19 protein-coding genes are annotated in these 21394 nt (G+C 65.5%); 8 read left to right on the top strand and 11 right to left on the bottom strand.

The window, feature by feature from the left end; all coding sequences use genetic code 11:
• Positions 1 to 48: 48 nt before the first annotated feature.
• Complete coding sequence (ptsP, locus tag AACY13_RS15365) at positions 49 to 2328, bottom strand: phosphoenolpyruvate--protein phosphotransferase (protein WP_339462454.1); 2280 nt, start codon at positions 2326 to 2328, stop codon at positions 49 to 51.
• A gap of 19 nt (positions 2329 to 2347) precedes the next feature.
• On the bottom strand, positions 2348 to 2827 hold the full coding sequence (locus tag AACY13_RS15360) for an RNA pyrophosphohydrolase (RefSeq protein ID WP_325503768.1): 480 nt from the start codon (positions 2825 to 2827) through the stop codon (positions 2348 to 2350).
• Positions 2828 to 2994: 167 nt separating this feature from the next.
• Here AACY13_RS15360 and AACY13_RS15355 point away from each other — a divergent pair, with 167 nt between their 5' ends.
• Positions 2995 to 3648 (top strand): HAD family hydrolase, encoded by a 654-nt coding sequence (locus AACY13_RS15355; RefSeq protein WP_339462453.1) that lies wholly within the window; start codon positions 2995 to 2997, stop codon positions 3646 to 3648.
• 59 nt (positions 3649 to 3707) lie between these two features.
• On the opposite strand, the gene AACY13_RS15350 is transcribed toward AACY13_RS15355, so the two are convergent.
• Positions 3708 to 4148, bottom strand: coding sequence for a DUF2269 family protein (locus AACY13_RS15350; protein ID WP_339462452.1), 441 nt, complete (start codon positions 4146 to 4148; stop codon positions 3708 to 3710).
• Positions 4149 to 4309: 161 nt separating this feature from the next.
• The gene (ilvA, locus tag AACY13_RS15345; protein WP_339462451.1) at positions 4310 to 5890 is read right to left on the bottom strand and encodes a threonine ammonia-lyase, biosynthetic; all 1581 of its coding nucleotides are present in this window, start codon (positions 5888 to 5890) and stop codon (positions 4310 to 4312) included.
• A gap of 202 nt (positions 5891 to 6092) precedes the next feature.
• Between ilvA and rpiA the strand changes: the two genes are divergently transcribed.
• Together rpiA and AACY13_RS15335 are read left to right on the top strand one after the other, a co-directional pair.
• The gene (gene rpiA / locus AACY13_RS15340) at positions 6093 to 6767 is read left to right on the top strand and encodes a ribose-5-phosphate isomerase RpiA (RefSeq protein WP_339462450.1); all 675 of its coding nucleotides are present in this window, start codon (positions 6093 to 6095) and stop codon (positions 6765 to 6767) included.
• A gap of 143 nt (positions 6768 to 6910) precedes the next feature.
• A complete protein-coding gene (locus tag AACY13_RS15335) occupies positions 6911 to 8695 on the top strand; it encodes a GspE/PulE family protein (protein ID WP_339462449.1) in 1785 nt (594 codons plus the stop codon).
• Positions 8696 to 8829: 134 nt separating this feature from the next.
• On the opposite strand, the gene AACY13_RS15330 is transcribed toward AACY13_RS15335, so the two are convergent.
• A complete protein-coding gene (locus AACY13_RS15330) occupies positions 8830 to 9540 on the bottom strand; it encodes a murein L,D-transpeptidase catalytic domain family protein (protein ID WP_339462448.1) in 711 nt (236 codons plus the stop codon).
• Positions 9541 to 9672: 132 nt separating this feature from the next.
• Here AACY13_RS15330 and AACY13_RS15325 point away from each other — a divergent pair, with 132 nt between their 5' ends.
• The 5 genes from AACY13_RS15325 to AACY13_RS15305 all read left to right on the top strand — a co-directional run bounded on the left by AACY13_RS15325 (position 9673) and on the right by AACY13_RS15305 (position 13789).
• Entirely contained in the window at positions 9673 to 11268 is a 1596-nt protein-coding gene (locus AACY13_RS15325) for a L,D-transpeptidase family protein (protein ID WP_339462447.1), read from the top strand.
• Positions 11269 to 11412: 144 nt separating this feature from the next.
• Positions 11413 to 12336 carry an SPFH domain-containing protein gene (locus AACY13_RS15320; RefSeq protein ID WP_339462446.1) on the top strand — a complete coding sequence of 308 codons (924 nt, stop codon included), beginning with the start codon at positions 11413 to 11415 and terminating at the stop codon, positions 12334 to 12336.
• A gap of 3 nt (positions 12337 to 12339) precedes the next feature.
• Positions 12340 to 12789 (top strand): NfeD family protein, encoded by a 450-nt coding sequence (locus tag AACY13_RS15315; RefSeq protein WP_339462445.1) that lies wholly within the window; start codon positions 12340 to 12342, stop codon positions 12787 to 12789.
• Positions 12786 to 13409: a GNAT family N-acetyltransferase gene (locus AACY13_RS15310; protein WP_339462444.1), complete on the top strand. Its 624-nt coding sequence runs from the start codon at positions 12786 to 12788 to the stop codon at positions 13407 to 13409. Before AACY13_RS15315 ends, AACY13_RS15310 begins: the two co-directional genes overlap by 4 nt.
• 80 nt (positions 13410 to 13489) lie before the next feature.
• A complete protein-coding gene (locus AACY13_RS15305) occupies positions 13490 to 13789 on the top strand; it encodes a DUF2388 domain-containing protein (RefSeq protein ID WP_339462443.1) in 300 nt (99 codons plus the stop codon).
• Between the two features lie 159 nt (positions 13790 to 13948).
• Here the strand turns inward: AACY13_RS15305 and gcvH are convergent, their stop codons facing one another.
• The 6 genes from gcvH to ubiH all read right to left on the bottom strand — a co-directional run bounded on the left by gcvH (position 13949) and on the right by ubiH (position 21391).
• Positions 13949 to 14338, bottom strand: coding sequence for a glycine cleavage system protein GcvH (gene gcvH / locus AACY13_RS15300; protein WP_339462442.1), 390 nt, complete (start codon positions 14336 to 14338; stop codon positions 13949 to 13951).
• Positions 14339 to 14658: 320 nt separating this feature from the next.
• Entirely contained in the window at positions 14659 to 15741 is a 1083-nt protein-coding gene (gcvT, locus tag AACY13_RS15295) for a glycine cleavage system aminomethyltransferase GcvT (RefSeq protein ID WP_339462441.1), read from the bottom strand.
• A gap of 225 nt (positions 15742 to 15966) precedes the next feature.
• On the bottom strand, positions 15967 to 17583 hold the full coding sequence (locus AACY13_RS15290; protein WP_339462440.1) for an ABC transporter permease: 1617 nt from the start codon (positions 17581 to 17583) through the stop codon (positions 15967 to 15969).
• A gap of 151 nt (positions 17584 to 17734) precedes the next feature.
• A complete protein-coding gene (locus tag AACY13_RS15285; protein WP_339462439.1) occupies positions 17735 to 18736 on the bottom strand; it encodes an extracellular solute-binding protein in 1002 nt (333 codons plus the stop codon).
• Positions 18737 to 18959: 223 nt separating this feature from the next.
• Positions 18960 to 20177, bottom strand: a complete 1218-nt coding sequence (locus AACY13_RS15280) for a 2-octaprenyl-3-methyl-6-methoxy-1,4-benzoquinol hydroxylase (RefSeq protein ID WP_339462438.1) — start codon at positions 20175 to 20177, stop codon at positions 18960 to 18962.
• Positions 20178 to 20206: 29 nt separating this feature from the next.
• On the bottom strand, positions 20207 to 21391 hold the full coding sequence (gene ubiH, locus AACY13_RS15275) for a 2-octaprenyl-6-methoxyphenyl hydroxylase (RefSeq protein WP_339462437.1): 1185 nt from the start codon (positions 21389 to 21391) through the stop codon (positions 20207 to 20209).
• Positions 21392 to 21394 lie beyond the last annotated feature (3 nt).

The raw sequence follows: 21394 nt of genomic DNA, 5'->3' as shown, positions 1-21394 counted from the left end.
GGGGGTTTGGAGGCGGCCGCAGTAGGCGAGAGTTTTTTTCACAAGCTCTCAGGCCTGGATATCCGAGGCCGGATTGATCATGCGGCCCAGGCCGAGGTTGCGCAGGGCCAGCTGCAGGGTGCTGTGGATCACCTGAGGGCTGTCGATGGTCAGCACCTGGGCCAGCAGCTCCTTGGCCTTGCCGAGGCTGATCTGGCGCAGCAACCATTTCACCTTGGGCAGGTTGGTGGCGTTCATCGACAGGCCATCGAAACCCATGGCCATCAGCAGTACGGCGGCGGCCGGATCGCCGGCCATCTCGCCGCAGATGCTCACCGGCTTGCCTTCGGCATGGGCCCCTTCGACCACCTTGCACAGGGCCTGCAGTACGGCCGGATGGAGGAAATCGTAGAGGTCGGCGACCCGTGGGTTGTTGCGGTCCACCGCCAGCAGATACTGGGTCAGATCGTTGGAGCCAACCGAGAGGAAGTCGACCTGGCGCGCCAGCTCGCGGGTCTGGTAGACCGCGGCGGGGATCTCGATCATCACCCCGATCGGCGGCAGCGGTACATCGGTGCCTTCGTCGCGCACCTCGCCCCAGGCGCGGTGAATCAGGTGCAGGGCCTCTTCCAGCTCCTGGGTGCCGGAGATCATCGGCAGCAGGATACGCAGGTTGTCCAGGCCCTCGCTGGCCTTGAGCATGGCGCGGGTCTGCACCAGGAAGATTTCCGGGTGGTCGAGGGTGACGCGGATGCCGCGCCAGCCGAGGAAGGGGTTCTCTTCCTTGATCGGGAAGTAACTCAGCGCCTTGTCGCCGCCGATATCCAGGCTGCGCATGGTCACCGGCAGCGGGTGGAAGGCCGCCAGCTGCTCGCGGTAGATGGCCAGCTGTTCCTTCTCGCTGGGGAAGCGCTCCTTGATCATGAACGGCACTTCGGTGCGGTACAGGCCGACACCCTCGGCACCACGCTCCTGGGCGCGTTTCACATCGGCGAGCAGGCCGGTGTTGACCCACAGCGGCATGCGATGGCCGTCCAGGGTCTCGCAGGGCAGGCCGCTGAGGGCGGTCAGGCCCTGGGTCAGCTGGCGCTCCTCTTCGACCACCTCGGCATACTGCTTGCGCAGCACTTCGCTGGGGTTGGTAAAGACCTCGCCGTGATAGCCATCGACGATCAACTGGATGCCGTCGATCTTCGAATAGGGCAGGTCGACCGCGCCCATCACCGTGGGAATGCCCATGGCCCGGGCGAAGATCGCCACGTGAGAGTTGCCCGAACCCTGGACCGAGACCAGGCCGACCAGCTTACCTTCCGGCACCTCGCCGAGCATCGCCGGCGACAGTTCTTCGCTGACCAGGATGCAGTTGTCCGGGTACACCAGGGTCTGCTGACGGGCCTGTTGCAGGTAGGCCAGCAGACGCCGGCCGAGATCCTTGACGTCGCTGGCGCGCTCGCGCAGGTAGGCATCGTCCATCAGTTCGAAGCGGTTGACGTGCTCGGTCACCACCTGGCGCAAGGCCCCCTGGGCCCACTGACCGGTGCGGATGATCTTGACCACCTCGTTACCCAGGGCGGCGTCTTCCAGCATCATCAGGTAGACATCGAACAGGGCGCGCTCTTCCGGGCGCAACTGGGTGGCCATCTTCGCCGAAAGCGCACGCATGTCCGAGCGAACGCCTTCCAGGGCGGTATTGAACAGCTGCAATTCGGCGGCAATGTCGTCGACGCTCTTGTCCGGTACCACTTCCAGGTCGGCCGGCGGCAACACCACCACTGCCGTGCCCACGGCCGCACCGGGCGAGCCCGGCACGCCGACGAACTTGGCTTCCTGGATACCCTTGCCCTGCTTGCCCAGGCCGCGGATCGAGCCGGTCGCCTCGGCGTGGGCGATAACCCCGGCGAGCTGCGCGCTCATGGTGACCAGGAAGGCCTCTTCGCCCTCGTCGAACTTGCGCTGCTCCTTTTGCTGGATGACCAGCACGCCCATCACCTTGCGGTGGTGGATGATTGGCGAACCGAGAAAGGAGGCGTAGCGCTCCTCGCCGGTTTCGGCGAAGTAGCGGTAACGCGGGTGTTCGGAGGCGTGTTCGAGGTTGAGCGGCTCCTCACGGGTGCCGACCAGGCCGACCAGGCCCTCGTTGGGGGCCATGCTGACCTTGCCGATGGCCTTCTTGTTCAGACCCTCGGTGGCCATCAGGACGAAACGGTTGGTTTCCGGGTCGAGCAGATAGACCGAGCAGACCTGGCTGCCCATGGCCTCGCGCACCCGCTGCACGATAATCCCCAGCGCCGCCTTGAGGTCCTTGGCGGCGTTGACTTCCTGGACGATCTTGCGCAGCGTATTGAGCATGGCTCGGCTCTAATCAGTGTCAGTCCCGCGCCAATAGGCGCGGAGCGAGTTCCTTGAGGGCGCGACGGTAGACTTCGCGCTTGAATGTGACCACCTGGCCCAGCGGGTACCAGTAACTGACCCAGCGCCAGCCGTCGAACTCCGGCTTGCCGGTCAGGTCCATGCGCACCCGCTGCTCATCCGAGGTCAGGCGCAGCAGGAACCACTTCTGTTTCTGGCCGATACACAGCGGCTGGCTATGGGTACGCACCAGACGCTGAGGCAGACGATAACGCAACCAGCCCCGGGTGCAGGCGAGAATTTTCACATCCTGCTGCTCCAGGCCCACTTCTTCGTTCAATTCGCGATAAAGCGCTTCTTCAGGCGACTCATGGTCATTGATCCCGCCTTGCGGGAACTGCCAGGCGTCCTGGTTTATCCGACGCGCCCAAAGCACCTGGCCGACATCGTTGGTCAGAATGATGCCGACGTTGGGGCGAAAACCATCAGGATCGATCACGGCGCACAACCTCGTAAACGCATGTTCCGGCATTGTTCCACAAAGGTCGCGGCAGCGGCAACGCGGTGACCCGCGCCGGACGGCCCGCAGCCAACGGCGACGATTGGGCATGCCTCATAAAAATCGGTATTCTGGCCGCCCCACAAGGTTTGCAAAAAAGGTGTCCCGTGCGTTTGGCTTTATTCGATCTCGACAACACCCTGCTCGGCGGTGACAGCGACCATGCCTGGGGCGACTACCTGTGCGAGCGCGGCATCCTCGACGGCATCGCCTACAAGGCTCGCAACGACCAGTTTTACCAGGACTACCTGGCCGGTCGCCTGGACATCCGCGACTACCTGAATTTCAGCCTGGCGATCCTCGGCCGCAGCGAAATGGCCCAGCTCGAGCAATGGCACCGCGAATTCATGCGCGACTGTGTCGAGCCGATCATCCTGGCCAAGGGCGAAGCCCTGCTCGAGGAACACCGCGCCGCCGGCGACAAGCTGCTGATCATCACCGCCACCAACCGCTTCGTCACCGCGCCGATTGCCGCGCGCCTGGGCGTCGACACCCTGCTGGCCACCGAGTGCGAAATGCAGGACGGTCGCTACACCGGGCGCACCACCGACGTGCCCTGCTTCAAGGAAGGCAAGGTCACCCGCCTCAACCGCTGGCTGGCGGAAAGCGGTTTCAGCCTGGCCGACAGCTGCTTCTACAGCGACTCGATGAACGACCTGCCCCTGCTGGAGCGGGTCACCCGCCCCGTGGCGGTCGACCCCGACCCGAGCCTGCGCGCAGAAGCCGAGAAGCGCGGTTGGCCGGTTATTTCGCTGCGCTAAATCCGCCGCTACGAAAAACGCCGCCTGATTAGGCGGCGTTTTTGTTCAGCCAGGGATTATCAAACCGGCTTTGCGCCCATCAACCCCATGATCACCAGCAACAGCAGCACCAGCAGCCCGGCATAGACCGCGCACAAGCGCAGCAGATTCGCCGGCGCAGGGCTGTCGCCCAATGCCTGCCAGGCCGCCAGACGACCATTGAGCAGCAGGCCGACCAGCACCAGCACGCCGAACAGCACACTGCTGGCCAGCAACCAGGTCAGCCCCAGCGGGAAGCCCGCCAGATTGACCAGCCACCAGCCGCTGACCGGCAGGCTCAGGGCCAGCAGGCCGAGCACCGGCAGGCTGATCAGGCGGGTGCGTTTGAGCTTGCGCTGCAGCACCGCCGCATCGCCAACCCGCGCCGCCTTCCACAGCATAAAGACATGGGCCAGCACGCCCAGCAGCAGCAGAATGCCCGGGGCACTGTGGGCGATTTTCAGCAATTGGTAATGTTCCATCGATTCAGCTCCTGCCATTTAGAGCCTGTTCAACGTCTCGCGAGCTAGGGCTATGCAAGGCAAAAACAGGCGAGGAAGCGGAGTGTACGAGCTGTACATGAGCATTCCGAACCTGTTTTTAACGCAGCAGAGCCGACGCGCAGCAGACTTTGAATAGGTTCTTAGCCCAAAAAGAGTGTGTAGGCCGGGTTCTCGCTCTCATCCCAGTAGGGATAACCGATCGCCTCCAGGGCCGCCGGCACCAGATGGCGCTGGTCGTGGGGCACCTGCAGCCCGGCCACTACCCGACCATCGGCCGCGCCGTGGTTGCGGTAGTGGAACATGGAGATATTCCAGCGCCCGCCGAGCTTCTGCAGGAAGTTGAACAGTGCCCCCGGCCGCTCGGGAAACTCGAAGCGGAATACGCACTCATCCGGCACCGCCGCGGCATGCCCACCGACCATATGACGTATATGCAGCTTGGCCAGTTCGTTGTCGGTCAGGTCCTGCACCGGGAAACCCTGGCTGCGCAGGCTTTCCACCAGGGCCGCGCGGGGGTCGGTTTCCGGGTGGGTCTGCACGCCGACGAAGATGTGCGCTTCCTTGTCGGTGTGGTAGCGGTAGTTGAATTCGGTGATCTGGCGTTTGCCGATGGCCTCGCAGAAGGCCTTGAAGCTACCCGGCTGCTCGGGGATGGTCACGGCGATGATCGCCTCGCGCTTCTCGCCCAGCTCGGCGCGCTCGGCGACATGGCGCAGGCGGTCGAAGTTGACGTTGGCACCCGAGTCGATACCCACCAGCACCCGGCCGCTGCAACCTTCGCGTTCCACGTAGCGCTTGATCCCGGCCACGCTCAGGGCTCCGGCCGGCTCGGTGATCGAGCGGGTGTCGTCGTAGATGTCCTTGATCGCCGCGCAGATCTCGTCGGTGCTGACGGTGATCACCTCGTCGACATAGTCCTTGCAGATATCGAAGGTGTGCTGGCCGATCTGCGCGACGGCCACACCATCGGCGAACAGCCCAACGCTGGGCAGCACCACCCGCTCGCCGGCCGCCATGGCGGCCTGCAGGCAGTTGGAATCGTCCGGCTCGACGCCGATGATCCTGATCTCGGGGCGCAGGTACTTCACATAGGCGGCGATCCCGGCGATCAGGCCGCCGCCGCCCACCGGCACGAAGATCGCGTCCAGCTGGCCGGGGTGCTGACGGAGTATCTCCATGGCCACGGTGCCTTGCCCTGCGATGGTGTGCGGGTCGTCATAGGGGTGGACATAGATGTAGCCCTTCTCGTCCACCAGCTTCAGCGAATAGGCCAGCGCCTCGGGGAAGCTGTCACCGTGTAGCACCACCTTGCCGCCACGCGAGCGCACGCCGTGAACCTTGATCTCCGGGGTGGTCTTGGGCATCACGATGGTGGCCTTGACCCCCAGCACCTTGGCCGCCAGGGCCAGGCCCTGGGCATGGTTGCCGGCCGAGGCGGTAACCACGCCACGGGCCTGCTCCTCGGCCGACAGCTGCGCCAGCTTGTTGTAGGCACCGCGAATCTTGAACGAGTACACCGGCTGCAGGTCTTCGCGCTTGAGCAAAATCTGGTTGCCCAGGCGCTCGGACAGCTGGGGGGCGGCTTGCAGCGGGGTTTCCACCGCCACGTCATAGACGCGCGAGGTGAGGATCTTCTTGACGTACTGTTCGAGCATGGCGAGATCGCAGGCAGCTTTTCGGGGAGTCCGCGAGTCTACCCCAGGGTCGCGCCGCGCGACCATACAAGCAGACCACGTGAGAGCTACTGCACTCGGTGATGCGGCGTTAAAAACAGGCTCGGACAGTGGCTGTTACTAACGTAGCTCCTTGCCTGACCTTCGCTCGCTACGCTCTCACGCGGCCCGACGGGCAGGGTTTTAACGTCGCAAGGCCCAGCCGCGCTATAATTCGCGCCTTACCTCACTCTCACGCCAGGCCCCCATGATGAACCAGGATCAACTCAAGCAAGCCGTTGCCCAGGCGGCCGTCGACTTTATTCTCCCCAAACTCGACGCCAAGAGTGTGATCGGGGTCGGCACCGGGTCCACCGCCAACTGCTTTATCGACGCCCTGGCCAAGCACAAGATGGAGTTCGACGGCGCAGTCGCCAGCTCCGAGGCCACCGCGGCACGGCTCAAGGGCCACGGCATTCCGGTGTATGAGCTGAACACGGTCAGCGACCTGGAGTTCTATGTCGACGGGGCCGACGAGAGCGATGAGCACCTCAACCTGATCAAGGGCGGCGGCGCGGCCCTGACCCGCGAGAAGATAGTCGCGGCGGTGGCCCAGACCTTTATCTGCATCGCCGACGCCAGCAAGCTGGTACCGGTACTGGGGGCCTTCCCGCTGCCGGTTGAGGTGATCCCAATGGCGCGCAGCCATGTCGCCCGCCAGCTGGTCAAGCTCGGCGGCGACCCGGTGTACCGCGAAGGCGTGGTGACCGACAACGGCAATATCATCCTCGACGTCTTCAATCTGTCGATCATCAACCCGGCAGAGCTGGAAGCCCAGATCAACGCCATAGTCGGCGTGGTCACCAACGGCCTGTTCGCCGCGCGGCCGGCCGACCTGCTGTTGCTCGGCACCAGCGAAGGCGTCAAGACACTCAAGCGCGCCTAAGCGCTTGTTCAAGGCAACGCGGCCGGGCCCGCAAGCACACAGTCGGGCCCGGCCAAGCGTGCAAAACGGCATGGAGTAGGCAGACAAGCCGCCACCCAGCGGTCAAGCTGCAGGCTTTGCCGTTCGAACTACCAGGGAGCCCTATGTCCGCATTCGCCTCGTCCACCCAGGACCGTCCGCTGGACCTCAGTGACCTGCTGCGCGAACTGGTGGCCCGGGGGCGGGTGGCCCAGGACAGTGCCGAGCAGTGCCTGGCCATCCGCCGCAGCTCGTCGAACGCCCAGCAACACCCCCTGGAGTTTCTCGCCGCGCAGCAGGTCGACGACCTCAGCCGCCCGGGCAAGAAACTCGACCTGGAGACGCTCACCGTCTGGCTGGCGGAGTTCGCCGGGCAACCTTACCTGCGCATCGACCCGCTGAAGATCGACGTGGCCGCCATCACCCCGCTGATGTCCTACGCCTTCGCCCAACGGCACAAGATCCTCGCCGTGGCGGTGGACAGCGACAGCGTGACCATCGCCAGCGCGCAACCCCTGGTGCACAGCTGGGAAGCCAACCTGACCCACGTGCTCAAGCGCCCGATCCAGCGGGTGGTGGCCAACCCGGCGGATATCCAGCGCCTGACCCTGGAGTTCTATCGCCTGGCCAAATCGGTCAGCGGTGCTACCGCCAACGACATGAAGGTCAGCGGCGTGGGCAACTTCGAGCAGCTGCTCAACCTCGGGGCCCAGGATCAGGAGCCGGACGCCAACGATGCGCATATCGTCAATATCGTCGACTGGCTGTTCCAGTACGCCTTCCAGCAGCGCGCCAGCGATATCCATATCGAACCGCGCCGCGAGCAGGGCAGCGTGCGTTTTCGCATCGACGGCGTGCTGCACACCGTCTATCAATTCCCGCCGCAGGTGACCATGGCGGTGGTCAGCCGCCTGAAGAGCCTGGGCCGGATGAACGTCGCGGAAAAGCGCAAACCCCAGGACGGCCGGGTCAAGACCAAGACCCCGGAAGGCGGCGAGGTGGAACTGCGCCTGTCGACCCTGCCCACCGCTTTCGGCGAGAAGATGGTGATGCGCATCTTCGACCCCGAGGTGCTGCTGAAAAGCTTCGACCAGCTGGGTTTCTCCCCCGACGACCTGAAGCGCTGGTTGAGCATGACCGGACAGCCCAACGGCATCATCCTGGTCACCGGCCCCACCGGCTCGGGCAAGACCACCACGCTGTACACCACGCTCAAGCAGCTGGCCACCGACGAGGTCAACGTCTGCACCATCGAAGACCCGATCGAGATGATCGAGGGGGCCTTCAACCAGATGCAGGTGCAGAGCAATATCGACCTGACCTTCGCCAGCGGCGTACGCGCGCTGATGCGCCAGGACCCGGACATCATCATGGTCGGCGAGATCCGCGACCTGGAAACCGCCGAGATGGCGATCCAGGCCGCGCTGACCGGGCACCTGGTGCTGTCCACCCTGCACACCAACGATGCACCCAGCGCCATCACCCGCCTGCTCGAACTGGGCGTGCCGCACTACCTGCTCAAGGCCACCCTGCTCGGGGTCATGGCCCAGCGCCTGGTACGCACCCTGTGCCCGCACTGCAAGGCCCCCCATACCCTCAACGAAGACGACTGGCAGAGCCTGACCAAGCCCTGGAACGCACCGCTGCCGACTCAGGCGTGCCGTGCCGTGGGCTGCCTGGAATGCCGCGATACCGGTTACCGTGGTCGCGCCGGGGTCTACGAGATCATGCTGATCAACGACGCCATGAAGCCGCTGATCAGCGCCGACACCGACCTGATCGCCCTGCGCCGCCATGCGTTCAAGGAAGGCATGCGCAGCCTGCGCCTGTCCGGCGCGCAAAAAGTCGCCGCCGGCCTGACCACCATCGAGGAAGTGCTGCGGGTTACTCCGCAGAGCGAGCAGAAATAGCCTTCATGATCTGCTGCGCGTCGGCCCTACTGCGTTGAAAACAGGCTCGGAATGCTCATTTACACCAGTAAACTCCGCTTCCTCGCCTGTTTTCGCCTTGTATGGCTCTAGCTCGCGAGATCATGAGCAGGCTCTCAGCCTTCGCCGACGCGACTCAGCAACGCCGCCACCCGCTGCGGCTTGCACTCCAGGTAGGCCGAGCCCTGTAGCCAGCGCTGGTCGGAGTGCCAGGCGAAGAGGAACTGCCCGCCTTTGAGCTGATCGACCACCATCCGCGCCACTTCCTGGCGCACCGCCGGGCAGCCCAGGCTGCGCCCGATGCGCCCCTGGCTGCGCACCAGCCGCGGGCTGACATAGTCCGCGCCGTGGATAACGATGGCGCGCTCGCGGGCCAGGTCGTTGAGGCCGGGCTCCAGGCCATCCATGCGCAAGGAATAGCCGTGCTTGCCCCGGTAGCTCTCGGCGGTGCGGAACAGCCCCAGGCTGGTCTGGTGGCTGCCCAGGGTATTGGAGAAGCGATCGGCGAAGTTTTCCCCCGACTGCCGGCCGTGGGCGACGAAGTCACGCAACAGCAAGCGCTTGCGCTGCAGATCGAAGATCCACAGACGTCGCTCGGTGGAAGGTTGCGAATAATCGATCACCGCCAGACGCCGCGCCGGCGCGGCCCCATGGTTGACCGCACAGTGCATGGCCGCCAAAGCATGCTGCAGAGCCTGCTGATTGAGGCCGGGAGCGATCCGCGCCAGCTCCCGGGCCAGTCCATCCGCCTGAGCAGCCGTGGCCGCCAGCGGTACGCCCAGCAGCCACAGGCCGGCCAGACACGAGCGAGCAATACGTCCCAACATGTGCGCAAACACCTCTAAAGCACGAATCCAGGACGTCCTGTCAGCAGATCCCGTTCGACCCGCCCCTGCCGCTCGTGGTACACCGCATCTATAGAGAGGTGTCACGCAAACCAAGGATCGGAGCCAGCTTAATTGTTCAATAAATGCACATCTTACCTGAGCGCTGCCCTGCTCACCCTGCCACTGGTCGTCAACGCAGTGGAGCAGCCGGCCAGCGCCGGCAGCGAGCCACGCCCGATGCTAGAGGGGCTGCTGGATACCTGCGGGCCCCTCCCGACAAGCCTAGACGAGAATGCGCGCCGGCTCCTCGCGGACTTCTACGCCCAGCGTGAGCACAGTCCCGCCTGGCGCGATGAGGCGCAGCTGCAACAGCTGCGCGCACAGATCGAACAACTGGCGGACGACGGCCTGCACCCCGGGGAATACCCGCTAGCCAACAGCCTGATGGACGCCGCCCAAGCCGAGCACCCCGACTGCGCCGACCTGCTGACCAGTCACAGCTACCTCCAGGCGCTGCTCCATCTACGCCGCGGCCGCCTGCTGCAGCAGCGCTTCGAGCCCCTCTGGCGGGCCACCGACTGGCCCACCTCCGACCCGCAACTGGCCGCCCTGTCGCTGGCCCTGCTGCATTTGCACAACCCGGCCCAGGCCTTCGCCAGCGCGCGCCCAGGCACGCCGCAGTATCAGCGCCTGCGCAGCGCCTACGCCGAGCAGCGCCAGCAACCGCTGGGCCACTGGGCGACACTGCCCGCAGGACCACTGCTCAAGCCCGAGCGCAGCGACGCCCGGGTGCCGGCCCTGCGTGCCCGACTGATCGCAGGAGGCTATTTGGGTGCCCTGACGGACGATCCCGGCACACGCTTCGACGCGACGACGGTCGCCGCCCTGCAAGCCTTTCAGGCCGCCCACGGTCTGCAGGACGATGGCATCCTCGGCGCGGCCAGCCTGGCCGAACTGAACCTCAGCGCGCAAAGCCGCCGTGACCAGCTGCGCGCCAACCTGGAGCGCCTGCGCTGGCTGGCCGACGACATGAATAGCGCCGAGGTGCTGATCAACGTGGCCAGCGCCGAGTTGCAGGTCATACGCCAGGGCCAGCCGCTCTGGCGCAGCCGCATCCAGGTCGGACGCGCAGAACGGCAGACGCCGCTGCTCGCCTCGCGTATCGCGCGGCTGACGCTCAACCCGACCTGGACCGTGCCACCGACCATCCTGCGCGAGGACAAGCTGCCAGCGATTCGCGAAGACCTGGCCTACCTGGAACGCCAGGAGTTGAGCGTTCTCGACCGTCACGGCAATGCTCTCGATCCGCATCTGGTGGACTGGGACAACCCCGGAGTCATCCTGCTGCGCCAGGCCGCCGGCCGTCGCAACCCCCTGGGCCGCGTGGCCCTGCGCTTCGCCAACCCCTTCTCGGTCTACCTGCACGACACGCCCAGCCAGCACTTGTTTGCCAAGGCCCCGCGGCCCTTCAGTTCCGGTTGCGTGCGGGTCGAAGCCGTGGACACCCTGCTCGCCTGGCTGCTGCCTGCCGAGGAACTGACCACGGTGCAGACCCGCATCGCCAGCGGTAAAACCCAGGAGTACCGTCTGCAGCAACCCGCCCCGCTGCTGGTCGCCTACTGGACGGCCGAGGCGTTGGACAACGGCACGCTGCGCTATGCGCCCGACATTTATGGTTTTGATGCCCGACTAATCGCGGCGCTGCCCAGCGCCCTAGAGGTCAACTGAAAGCCGCCGCCACAACACAAAATGGCGAACGGCAGCACAGCTGTGGCCGGCTAACAGACGCGGTAACGCTTATGCCCCCCTCCGTGCGCCGACAACTGTGCTTAGATGTTCGAATAATTAAATCAATCGATGGAGTTGCAGTTTATGGAAATCGGCAGTGTGATTTTTCTCTTCGTCGGCCTCGCGGTCGCCGTCGTATTTATGGGCTTCAAAGTAGTGCCCCAAGGTTCGCAATGGACGGTGGAGCGCTTCGGCCGCTACACCAACACCCTGACCCCGGGCCTGAACATCATCGTGCCGGTGATGGACCGCATCGGTCACAAGCTCAGCGTGATGGAAACGGTGCTGGATATTCCGCCCCAGGAAGTGATCACCTCTGACAACGCCACCGTGCAGATCGACGCCGTGTGCTTCTTCCAGGTGATCAACGCCGCCCAGGCCGCCTACGAGGTGAACAACCTCACCCATGCGATCCGCAACCTGCTGCAGACCAATATCCGTACCGTGCTCGGCTCCATGGAGCTGGACGCCATGCTCAGCCAGCGCGATGCGATCAACGAGAAACTGCTGCGCACCGTGGATGAAGCGACCGCGCCCTGGGGCATCAAGATCACCCGCATCGAGATCAAGGACATCAGCCCGCCCGCCGACCTGATGGCGGCCATGTCCGGGCAGATGAAGGCCGAGCGCATCAAGCGCGCGCAAATCCTCGAAGCCGAAGGCCTGCGCGCCGCCGCCATCCTCACCGCCGAAGGCAAGAAGCAGGCGCAGATTCTCGAGGCCGAAGGCCAGCGTCAGGCCGCCTTCCTCGAAGCCGAAGCCCGCGAGCGCGCCGCCGGGGCCGAAGCCGAAGCCACCCGGGTGGTGTCCGACGCCATCGCCAGCGGCAACGTGCAGGCAATCAACTACTTCGTCGCGCAGAAATACATCGACGCCCTCGGCCACCTGGCCAGCGCCAACAACAGCAAGGTCATCCTGATGCCGCTGGAAGCCAGCCAGGTGATAGGCGCGGTGGGCGGTATCGGCGAAATCGTCAAGGCCACCTTCGGCGGCGAGAAGAAGGGTTAAGCCATGTGGGACAGCCTGCAACACCTGTCGTACTGGAACTGGCTGGCGGTCGGCACCCTGCTGCTGATCCTCGAGGTCTTCGGCGCGGGCGGCTACCTGCTGTGGATCGGCCTGGCCGCCGCCAGCGTCGGCGTGCTGACCTTCCTCCTCCCCGAACTGCCCTGGGCCCTGCAGTTCATCCTGTTCGGGGTGCTCTCGGTGCTGACCGCGGTGCTCTGGTGGCGACGCCAGCGCAGCGCGGCCAAGCCCTCCGATCAGCCGGGGCTGAACCGCCGCGGCAGCGAATTGCTCGACCGCCAGTTCGTCCTCCACGAGGCCATCCATGAAGGCCGCGGCAAGGTCAAGGCGGGCGACTCGCTGTGGCTGGTCAGCGGCCCGGATCTGCCGGCCGGCACCAGGGTGCGGGTGACCGGCCAGGACGGTGTGATCCTCAAGGTCGAAGCCTGCCAATGAGCCCGCTGCAACTCGCGCCGCTGCCCGCGGCGCAGGATGCAGAGGCGCTGACCCTGCTCGACCAGGCCTTTGCCTGCGACCCGACGCTGGCCTGGTACCTGTTCGACCAACGCCCCGGCTACGCGGCCAGGCGGCGTGCCTACCTGGCCGGTTACCAGGCCTTTCATCGCGCCAACCGGCTGCCGATCCTGGCCGCCTGGCAGGACCGCCAGCTGCTCGGCCTGAGCTACTTCAGCCCTGCCGGGCATCAGCCCAGCGCCGCCAGCCTGGAGCGCTTCGCCGAGGTGATCCGCAGCCAGTGCGGGGCCGACTGCCTGACCCGCCTGGACCTGCTGCTGGAGGCATTCGACCAGCATGCCCCGGCCGAGAGCGGGCGCATCGAGTTCATTGCGGTGGCCACGGGGCATCAGGGCATGGGGCTGGGCAGCGCCCTGTTAAGCCACAGTCTGGCGCAACTGCGCGCCAGCGGCGGCCCGGGCATCGCCCTGGAAACCGGTGCGCCACGCAACCTGGCGCTGTATCGACGGCACGGCTTCCGGCTGATCGCCCGCCGGCAATTCCCCGGATTACTGCAGCACTATCTGGAACACCACGCGGCGACGCCGGACAGCGCCAGCTGACGCCATAACCGCTCACCCGGAACCGCGGGCGCGCGATGCGATCCCAATTCAGGTAGACCCTGCATTATGGAGATACCGCTATGCGTTCGATCAATCTGCCCCTGCTCGCGCTGCTGTGCCTGAGCAGCACTCAGGCACTCGCCGTGGACTGGGGTGACGTGCTCTCGTCCGGAGCCACCACCGCCTCGACCTACCTGACCGTCAAAGACAAGAAAATGATCGTTCCGCTGCGCGACGATGCCAGCAGCTTCGTCGCCAGCGACGGACAGATTCGCGGCCCCTACCTGCAAGCCCTGCTGCTGCAGCTACGCGAAAGCGACCCGCAGCTGCAGGCCAGCGATATGGAGCTGGCCCGGGCCGTGCTGGCCAGCGAGCTCTAGCAGGTTGTTGAAAAACTACCTGCGTTGGCAATACTGCGTTAAAAGCGGCCTCGGAATGCTCATGTACAGCTCGTACACTCCGCTTCCTCGGCCGCTTTTGCCTTGTCTTGCCTGCCTCGCCTACGTTTTTCAACAGCCTGCTAGCTGGACTCAGGCTACTCAGGCGTCGCTGTCGGCGGCGGCCTGGTAGGCGGCGGCGTCGAGCAGTTTGTCCAGCTCGCTGGCGTCGCTCGGCTTGAGCTTGAAGAACCAGCTGCCGTACGGATCGCTGTTGACGCTCTCCGGGCTGTCGGCCAGACCGTCGTTGATCGCGATCACTTCGCCGGAAATCGGCGCGTAGATGTCCGAGGCGGCCTTGACCGACTCCACCACCCCGGCTTCCTGACCGGCATTCAGCGTTTTGCCAACTTCCGGCAGCTCGATAAACACCACATCGCCCAGGGCCTCCTGGGCATGATCGGAAATGCCCACGGTCACACTGCCATCGGTTTCCAGGCGCGCCCACTCGTGGCTGGCGGCGTAACGCAGATCGGCGGGGATATTGCTCATGTGTCGTTCCTCATCAGACATGACGGCGACCGCGCCGTCATGGAAATTTAGCAGGCCTTGGCCATAGCGAAAGAAAGTCTTTAACTCGTAACGAGCGCACTCGCAGCAAGGGGCTAGCGGTGCTTCCCAGATCCATTGGGCTGCCGGCTGATGCAGAACTCACGCCAGCCTGGTGTTCAGAATTTGTTTCAGGATCTCGCGAGCTAGAGCGAGACAAGGCAAAAACAGCCGAGGAAGCGGAGTTTACTGGTTGTAAATGAGCATTCCGAGGCTGTTTTTAACGCAGTATCGCCGACGCGCAGCAGATCCGTGGCGAGGACTCAGATCAGGGCCTTGCCGTTACGCACAAAGGTCGGCCTGACCACCCGCACCGGGTACCACTTGCCGCGGATCTCCACCTCGGCCCGCTCGCTGGTCGCCGCCGGGACGCGGGCCAGGGCGATGGATTTACCCAGGGTCGGGGAAAAGCTGCCGCTGGTGATCTCGCCGTCGCCCACACCCTCGACCCGCACCACCTGGTGAGCACGCAGTACACCGCGCTCCTCCAGCACCAGGCCGACCAGCTTGGAGGCGACGCCTTCGGCCTTCTGCTTCTGCAACGCCGTACGCCCGACAAAGCCGCGGCTGGCCGGCTCCCAGGCGATGGTCCAGGCCATATTGGCGGCCAGCGGGGTGACGCTTTCGTCCATGTCCTGGCCGTACAGGTTCATCCCGGCTTCCAGGCGCAAAGTGTCGCGCGCGCCGAGGCCGATCGGGGAAATCCCGGCACCGACCAGGTCATTGAGGAAGGCCACCACTTCGCTGGCCGGCAGCATGATTTCCAGACCGTCTTCGCCGGTGTAACCGGTGCGGGCGATAAACCACTCGCCATCGGGCTGGCCCTCGAAGGGCTTGAGGCTCTGGATCAGATTGGCGCGGGACTGGCTGACCAGCTCGGCGGTCTTGTTGCGCGCCTGCGGCCCCTGGATCGCCAGCATGGCCAGCTCGGCGCGCTCGTGCAGTTCGACGGCGTAGTTGACGCTCTGCAGGCGCATCCAGGCCAGGTCCTTGTCGCGGGTCGAGGCATTCACTACCACGCGGTAACCAAAGTCGGTCAGATAGACGATCAGGTCGTCCACCACCCCGCCCTGCTCGTTGAGCATGCCGCTGTAGAGCGCCTTGCCGATGCTCTGCAGACGATCGATATCGTTGGCCAGCAGGTGCTGCAGATAGGCCTTGGCCTGCGGCCCCCGGACATCCACCACGGTCATGTGCGACACGTCGAAAACTCCGCAATCGCGGCGCACCTGATGGTGTTCCTCGACTTGCGAGCCATAGTGCAGCGGCATGTCCCAGCCGCCGAAATCGACCATCTTGGCACCCAAGGCGAGGTGCAGGTCGTAGAGAGGTGTGCGCTGTCCCATAAGTGTCTCCTTGCGGGCTGGGCAGTGCGGCGGCAACCCGGCTGAACCCAAAGAATCGGGTACTGGCACGGGCTATCGAGATGATGGGCCGCTGCGAATGGCGCGCATTGTAGCCGCAAGACCGCGGCGGGTCATCTTGGCCGTAGGGCGTACTCGCCAAGCACTACGCCACCTGGGCTGCAGCCTACTGCTCGCTGCGCCAATACGCGCTTAGCGCCCCGCCGGTTAGCCAACCCGCCGCGCCGAACGGCGGATCAGCAGAATCACCGGCAACAATCCGACCAGTACCAGGGTCAGGGCCGGCAGCGCGGCACGCGCCCATTCGCCCTCGCTGGTCATCTCGAATACCCGCACCGACAGGGTGTCCCAGCCGAAGGGGCGCATCAGCAGGGTCGCCGGCATTTCCTTGAGCACATCGACGAACACCAGCAGCGCCGCCGACAAGGCACCCGGCAGCAGCAGCGGCAGGTAAACCCGGAAGAACAGGCCGATGCCGCCGACCCCCAGGCTGCGCGAGGCCTCCGGTAGCGACTGGCGCACCCGCGCCAGGCTGTTCTCCAGCGGACCGAAAGCCACCGCCATAAAGCGCACCAGGTAGGCCAGCAGCAGCGCCGACAGGCTGCCGAGCAGGATCGGCTTGCCGGCCCCGCCCAGCCAGGCGGACAGCGGAATCACCAGCTCGCGGTCGAGGTAACTGAAGGCCAGCATGATCGCCACCGCGAGCATCGAGCCGGGCAGGGCATAACCGACATTGGCCAGGCCGACCGTCCCGCGCATCAGCCGGGTCGGGGCCAGACGCAAAGCGAAGGCCAGCAGCAGCGCCATGCTGACGGTGATCAGCGCCGCCATGCCGCCCAGGTACAGGGTGTGCAGGATCAGCGCCGTGTAACGCTCATCCAGATCGAAGCGGCCGCGCTGCCAGAACCAGACGATCAGCTGCAGCACGGGGATGACGAAACCGCAGGCGAACACCAGGCCGCACCAGGCGCTCGCCGCCAGTGCCTGACCGCCCTTGAGGTGGTAGAGCGCCTTGCCCCGCGGCCGTTCGTTGACCGGGCGCACCGCACCACGGGCGCGGCGCTCGCCATAGAGCACCAGCATCACCGCGAGCAGCAGCAGGCTGGCCAGCTGGGTGGCGCTGGTCAGGCTGTAGAAGCTGTACCAGGTCTTGTAGATGGCCGTGGTAAAGGTGTCGAAATTGAACACCGAAACCGCACCGAAATCGGCCAGAGTTTCCATGATCGCCAGGGCCAGGCCGGCACCGATGGCCGGGCGCGCCATCGGCAGGGCCACCCGCCAGAACGCCCGCCAGGGGCTTAGCCCGAGCACCCGCGCCGCCTCCATCAGGCCCTTGCCTTGAGCCAGAAAAGCGTTGCGCGCCAGCAGATAGACATAGGGGTAGAACACCAGCACCAGGACGATGATCACCCCGCCGGTAGAGCGTACCCGCGGCAGGCGCAAATCGGGCCCGAACCAGTCGCGCAGCAGGGTCTGCAGCGGCCCGGCAAAATCCAGCAGGCCGACGAAGACAAAGGCCAGCACATAGGCGGGAATGGCGAAGGGCAGCATCAGCGCCCAGTCCAGCCAGCGCCGGCCGGGGAACTCGCAGAGGCTGGTCAGCCAGGCCAGGCTGACGCCCAGCACGGTCACCCCCACACCCACCCCGAACACCAGCACCAGGGTATTGCCGATCAGCCGCGGCAGCTGGGTCTGCCACAGGTGCGCCCAGATCTGCCGGTCGATCTCGTGCCAGCTGAACAGCAATACACTCAGGGGTAGCAGCACCAGCAGGGCGGCGGCAAAGGCGATGGGGTACCAGCGACGCTGGGCAGGAAGGGCCACGCACTCTCCTCAAGACGGAAAACACAACGCCCCGGACTGGGCCGGGGCGTGGAGTATAACGGCGTAGGTGGGTTGAGGCGCGTAGCGGTGATACCCATCGCGCCGGTATGCGATGGGTATCGCTGCGCTCAACCCATCCAACGCGGGCCGATCAGTTCCAGCCGGCGCGATCCATCAGCATGGTCGCTTCGGCCTGGCGCTTGCCGGCCACTTCCAGCGGGATGGCGTCGGCCTTGAAGCTGCCCCAGGCGGCCACTTCTGCGGAAGGCGCGATCTGCGGGTTGGCCGGGAACTCCTGGTTGAGACCGGCGAACAGGCCCTGGGCCTCTTCGGTGGTCATCCACTCCAGCAGCTGCTGCGCGGCCTCGGCGTGCGGGGCATGCAGGGTGACGGCGGCACCGGACAGGTTGACGTGCACGCCACGGTCGGCCTGGTTCGGCCAGAACAGCTTGGCTTTCAGGTCCGGCTGCTGCTTGTGCAGACGGCCGAAGTAGTAGGTGTTGACGATACCGACGTCGCACTGACCGGCATCGACCGCCTGGATCAGCGCGGTATCGTCCGCGAATACGTCGGTGGCCAGGTTGCCGACCCAGCCCTTGATGATCGCCTCGGCCTTGTCGGCACCGTGGGTCTCGATCAGGGTGGCGGTCAACGACTGGTTATAGACCTTCTTGCTGGTACGCAGGCACAGGCGGCCTTCCCAGTTCTTGTCGGCCAGGGCCTCGTAGGTGGTCAGCTCGCCCGCCTTGACCCGCTCGGGGGAGTAGACGATGGTCCGCGCGCGCAGCGACAGGCCGGTCCAGCTGCCGGTGCTGGAGCGGTACTGGGCCGGGATATTGGCCTGGATGACCTTGGAGTCCAGCGGCTTGAGCACGCCTTCCTGCTCGGCCTGCCAGAGGTTGCCGGCGTCCACGGTGATCAGCATATCGGCCGGGGTATTGGCACCCTCGGCCTTCAGGCGCGCCAGCAGCGGCGCTTCCTTGTCGGTGATGAATTTGACCTTGACCCCGGTTTTCTCGGTGTAGGCATCGAAGACCGGCTTGATCAGCTCGTCGATACGCGCGGAGTACACCACCACTTCATCGGCGGCCTGCACAGCGCCAGCCAGCGCGGTGAGGGTAAGAGCGGCGAACAACGATTTGCTGACCTGCATGGAGATTGCCTCTTGCTAAGGACGGGTTGAGGGTCCAAATACTAGTGAATAGCATTTAGTTTCTCAACCATTGTTCGCTTCGCAAGATCAATCCGCCATGATCCAGATCAAGCCCGACGCAAAAGCCGGGCGCGGCGCGGCACCGAGCCGGTGCCGTCGGGGAGGATCGTGATGTTGCAGGGCGTGCCGCCCAGGGGAAGAGACCTGGCCGCGCTGGCCGGCCTCAGACCCGTGCCAGTTCCGGCAGGTCGCCGGCCAGGCCCAGGGCCTGACGCACGAACAGCGCCTTGGCCTCGGGCAGGTCGTCGACCCAGTTGAGCCCGGCATTGCGCAGCCAGCGCACCGGCAACGGATCGGCCTGGAACAGCCGTTCGAAGCCTTCCATGGCCGCCATCATCGCCAGGTTGTGCGGCATGCGCCGGCGTTCGTAGCGGCTGAGCACCTTCACATCGCTCAGGCGCTCGCCGCGCTGTGCGGCATGCTGCAGTACCTCGGCCAGCACCGCGACATCGAGAAAGCCCAGGTTGACGCCCTGACCGGCCAGCGGATGAATGCTGTGGGCCGCATCGCCGACCAGGACCAGGCCTTCCTCCACATAGCGTTTGGCGTGGCGTTGGCGCAGCGGGATACACAGGCGAGGGTCGGCGTGCAGCACCTCGCCCAGGCGATGCTCGAAGGCAAAGCCCAGGGCGCGGCGGAAATCGGCCTCGTCCAGCGCCATCAGGCGCTCGGCTTCGCTCGGCGTAACCGACCAGACGATCGAGCACCAGTGCTCGCCCGCCGGACCTGCCAGCGGCAGAAAGGCCAGCGGCCCGTCATCGGTAAAGCGCTGCCAGGCCGTGGCCTGGTGCGGCTTGCTGCAGCGCACGCTGGTGACGATGGCGTGGTGCAGGTAATCCCACTCGCGAGTGGCGCAACCGGCCAGGCGACGCACCGCCGAGTTGGCCCCGTCGGCGGCGATCAGCAGCGGCGCACGCAGTTCGCGGCCGTCATTCAGGCTCAGCAACCAGCCATCGCCGGAGCGGCGCAGCTGCTCCAGGCGGGCACCCGGCAGCAGGCCAATCGGGCTGTCGTGCAGGCGCTCGAGCAGGGCATCCTGCACCACCCGGTTCTCGACGATATGGCCGAGCGCCTCGGCATGCACGCTGGCCGCGCTGAAATGGATCTGCCCGGTGCCGGAGCCGTCCCACACCTGCATCTCGGCATAGGGACAGGCGCGTCGCGCGGCGATGCCGGGCCACACACCGAGACGGTCGAGAATACGCTGGCTGGCCACCGACAAGGCGCTGACCCGTGGCTCGAAGGCGGCCTGCGCAGCGAAGGGTTTGACGCTCAGCGGGCCGCCGTCGATCAGCAGAATCTCCAGCCCCTGCTCCTGCAGGACCAGCGCCAGGGCGCTGCCCACCATTCCAGCACCAACGATAATCAGATCCGCGTGCATCATGCTTCCTTAAGAGTGGGGCGGCGGCCTTACTGCGGCCGGGTGCCCAGGCCCATGGCCTGGCGGGCGAACCAGCGTTTCGCCGGGGGTAGCAGATCCAGGCCGAGCAGGCCGAGGTTGCGCCCGGCCGTCAGCAGCGGCTGGCCGGTGCTGAACAGCCGGGTGACCTGATCGGAAAAGCCCACGGTCAGCTGCTGGTCCAGCTGCTGGCTGCTCAGATAACGTTGCAGGGTGGCCAGATCACCCAGTGGCACGCTGCTGGCCAGCAGGGTTTCGGCCAGCACCAGGGTGTCGCGCAGGGACAGGTTGTAACCCTGGCCGGCAATCGGATGCAGGCTGTGCGCGGCATTGCCGAGCACCACCAGATGCTGACGCACCTGCTCCTTGGCCGCCGTCAGGGCCAGCGGGTAGAGATGGCGCGCGCCGACCTGGCGCAGACTGCCCAGGCGATAGCCGAAGGCCTGCTGCAACTCGGCGAGAAACGCCGCATCGTTTAGCGCCGACAGGCGTTCGGCTTCCAGGGTGGCGCGGGTCCAAACCAGGGCGCAGCGGTTATCCGCCAGCGGCAGCATGGCCATCGGCCCTTCTTCGGTAAAGCGCTCGAAGGCCAGGCCGTTGTGCGCCTCCTGCGGGCTGACGTTGGCGATCAGCGCGCTTTGTCCATAAGGCGTGCTGCTGACGGCGATACCCAGCTGCTCACGCAAGCCGGAGCGGCCGCCTTCGGCGAGAATCGCCAGGCTGCACTCAAGCGCGCTGCCGTCATCCAGGGTCAGCCGATAGCCATCGGCCAGGGCCTGCATGCGTGTGACCTGGGCCGGGCTGCGCCAGCTCACCACCTGCGGGTCCAGGGCCTGCCACAGGCATTCGCCGAGCCAGGCGTTTTCCACCACATAGCCCAGCGCCGGCACGCCTTCTTCCTCGGCACTCAGGCGCGCGGCGGCAAAGCGGCCACGGTCGGAAACATGAATCTGCTTGATCGGCTCGGCGCGCTGGCTGATCTGCTGCCACAGGCCGAGGCGTTGATAGATCTGCTGCGAGCCAAACGACAGCGCGGTGGAACGCGCGTCGTAACTGGGCTGATAACCGCTGCCCGGGGTGAACGGCTCGATCAGGCAAATCTGCCAGCCACGCTGTTTAGCTTCGGCCTGCAGGGCCACGGCCAGACTGGCCCCCACCAGGCCGCCGCCGATAATCGCGATATCCACCCGTTGCATAAT

The sequence above is a fragment of the Pseudomonas sp. EA_105y_Pfl2_R69 genome (assembly GCF_963970915.1).
Classification (GTDB): domain Bacteria; phylum Pseudomonadota; class Gammaproteobacteria; order Pseudomonadales; family Pseudomonadaceae; genus Aquipseudomonas.
The sequence above is the reverse complement of the archived record's forward strand: the minus strand, read 5'-3'. Positions and strand labels throughout refer to the sequence as shown.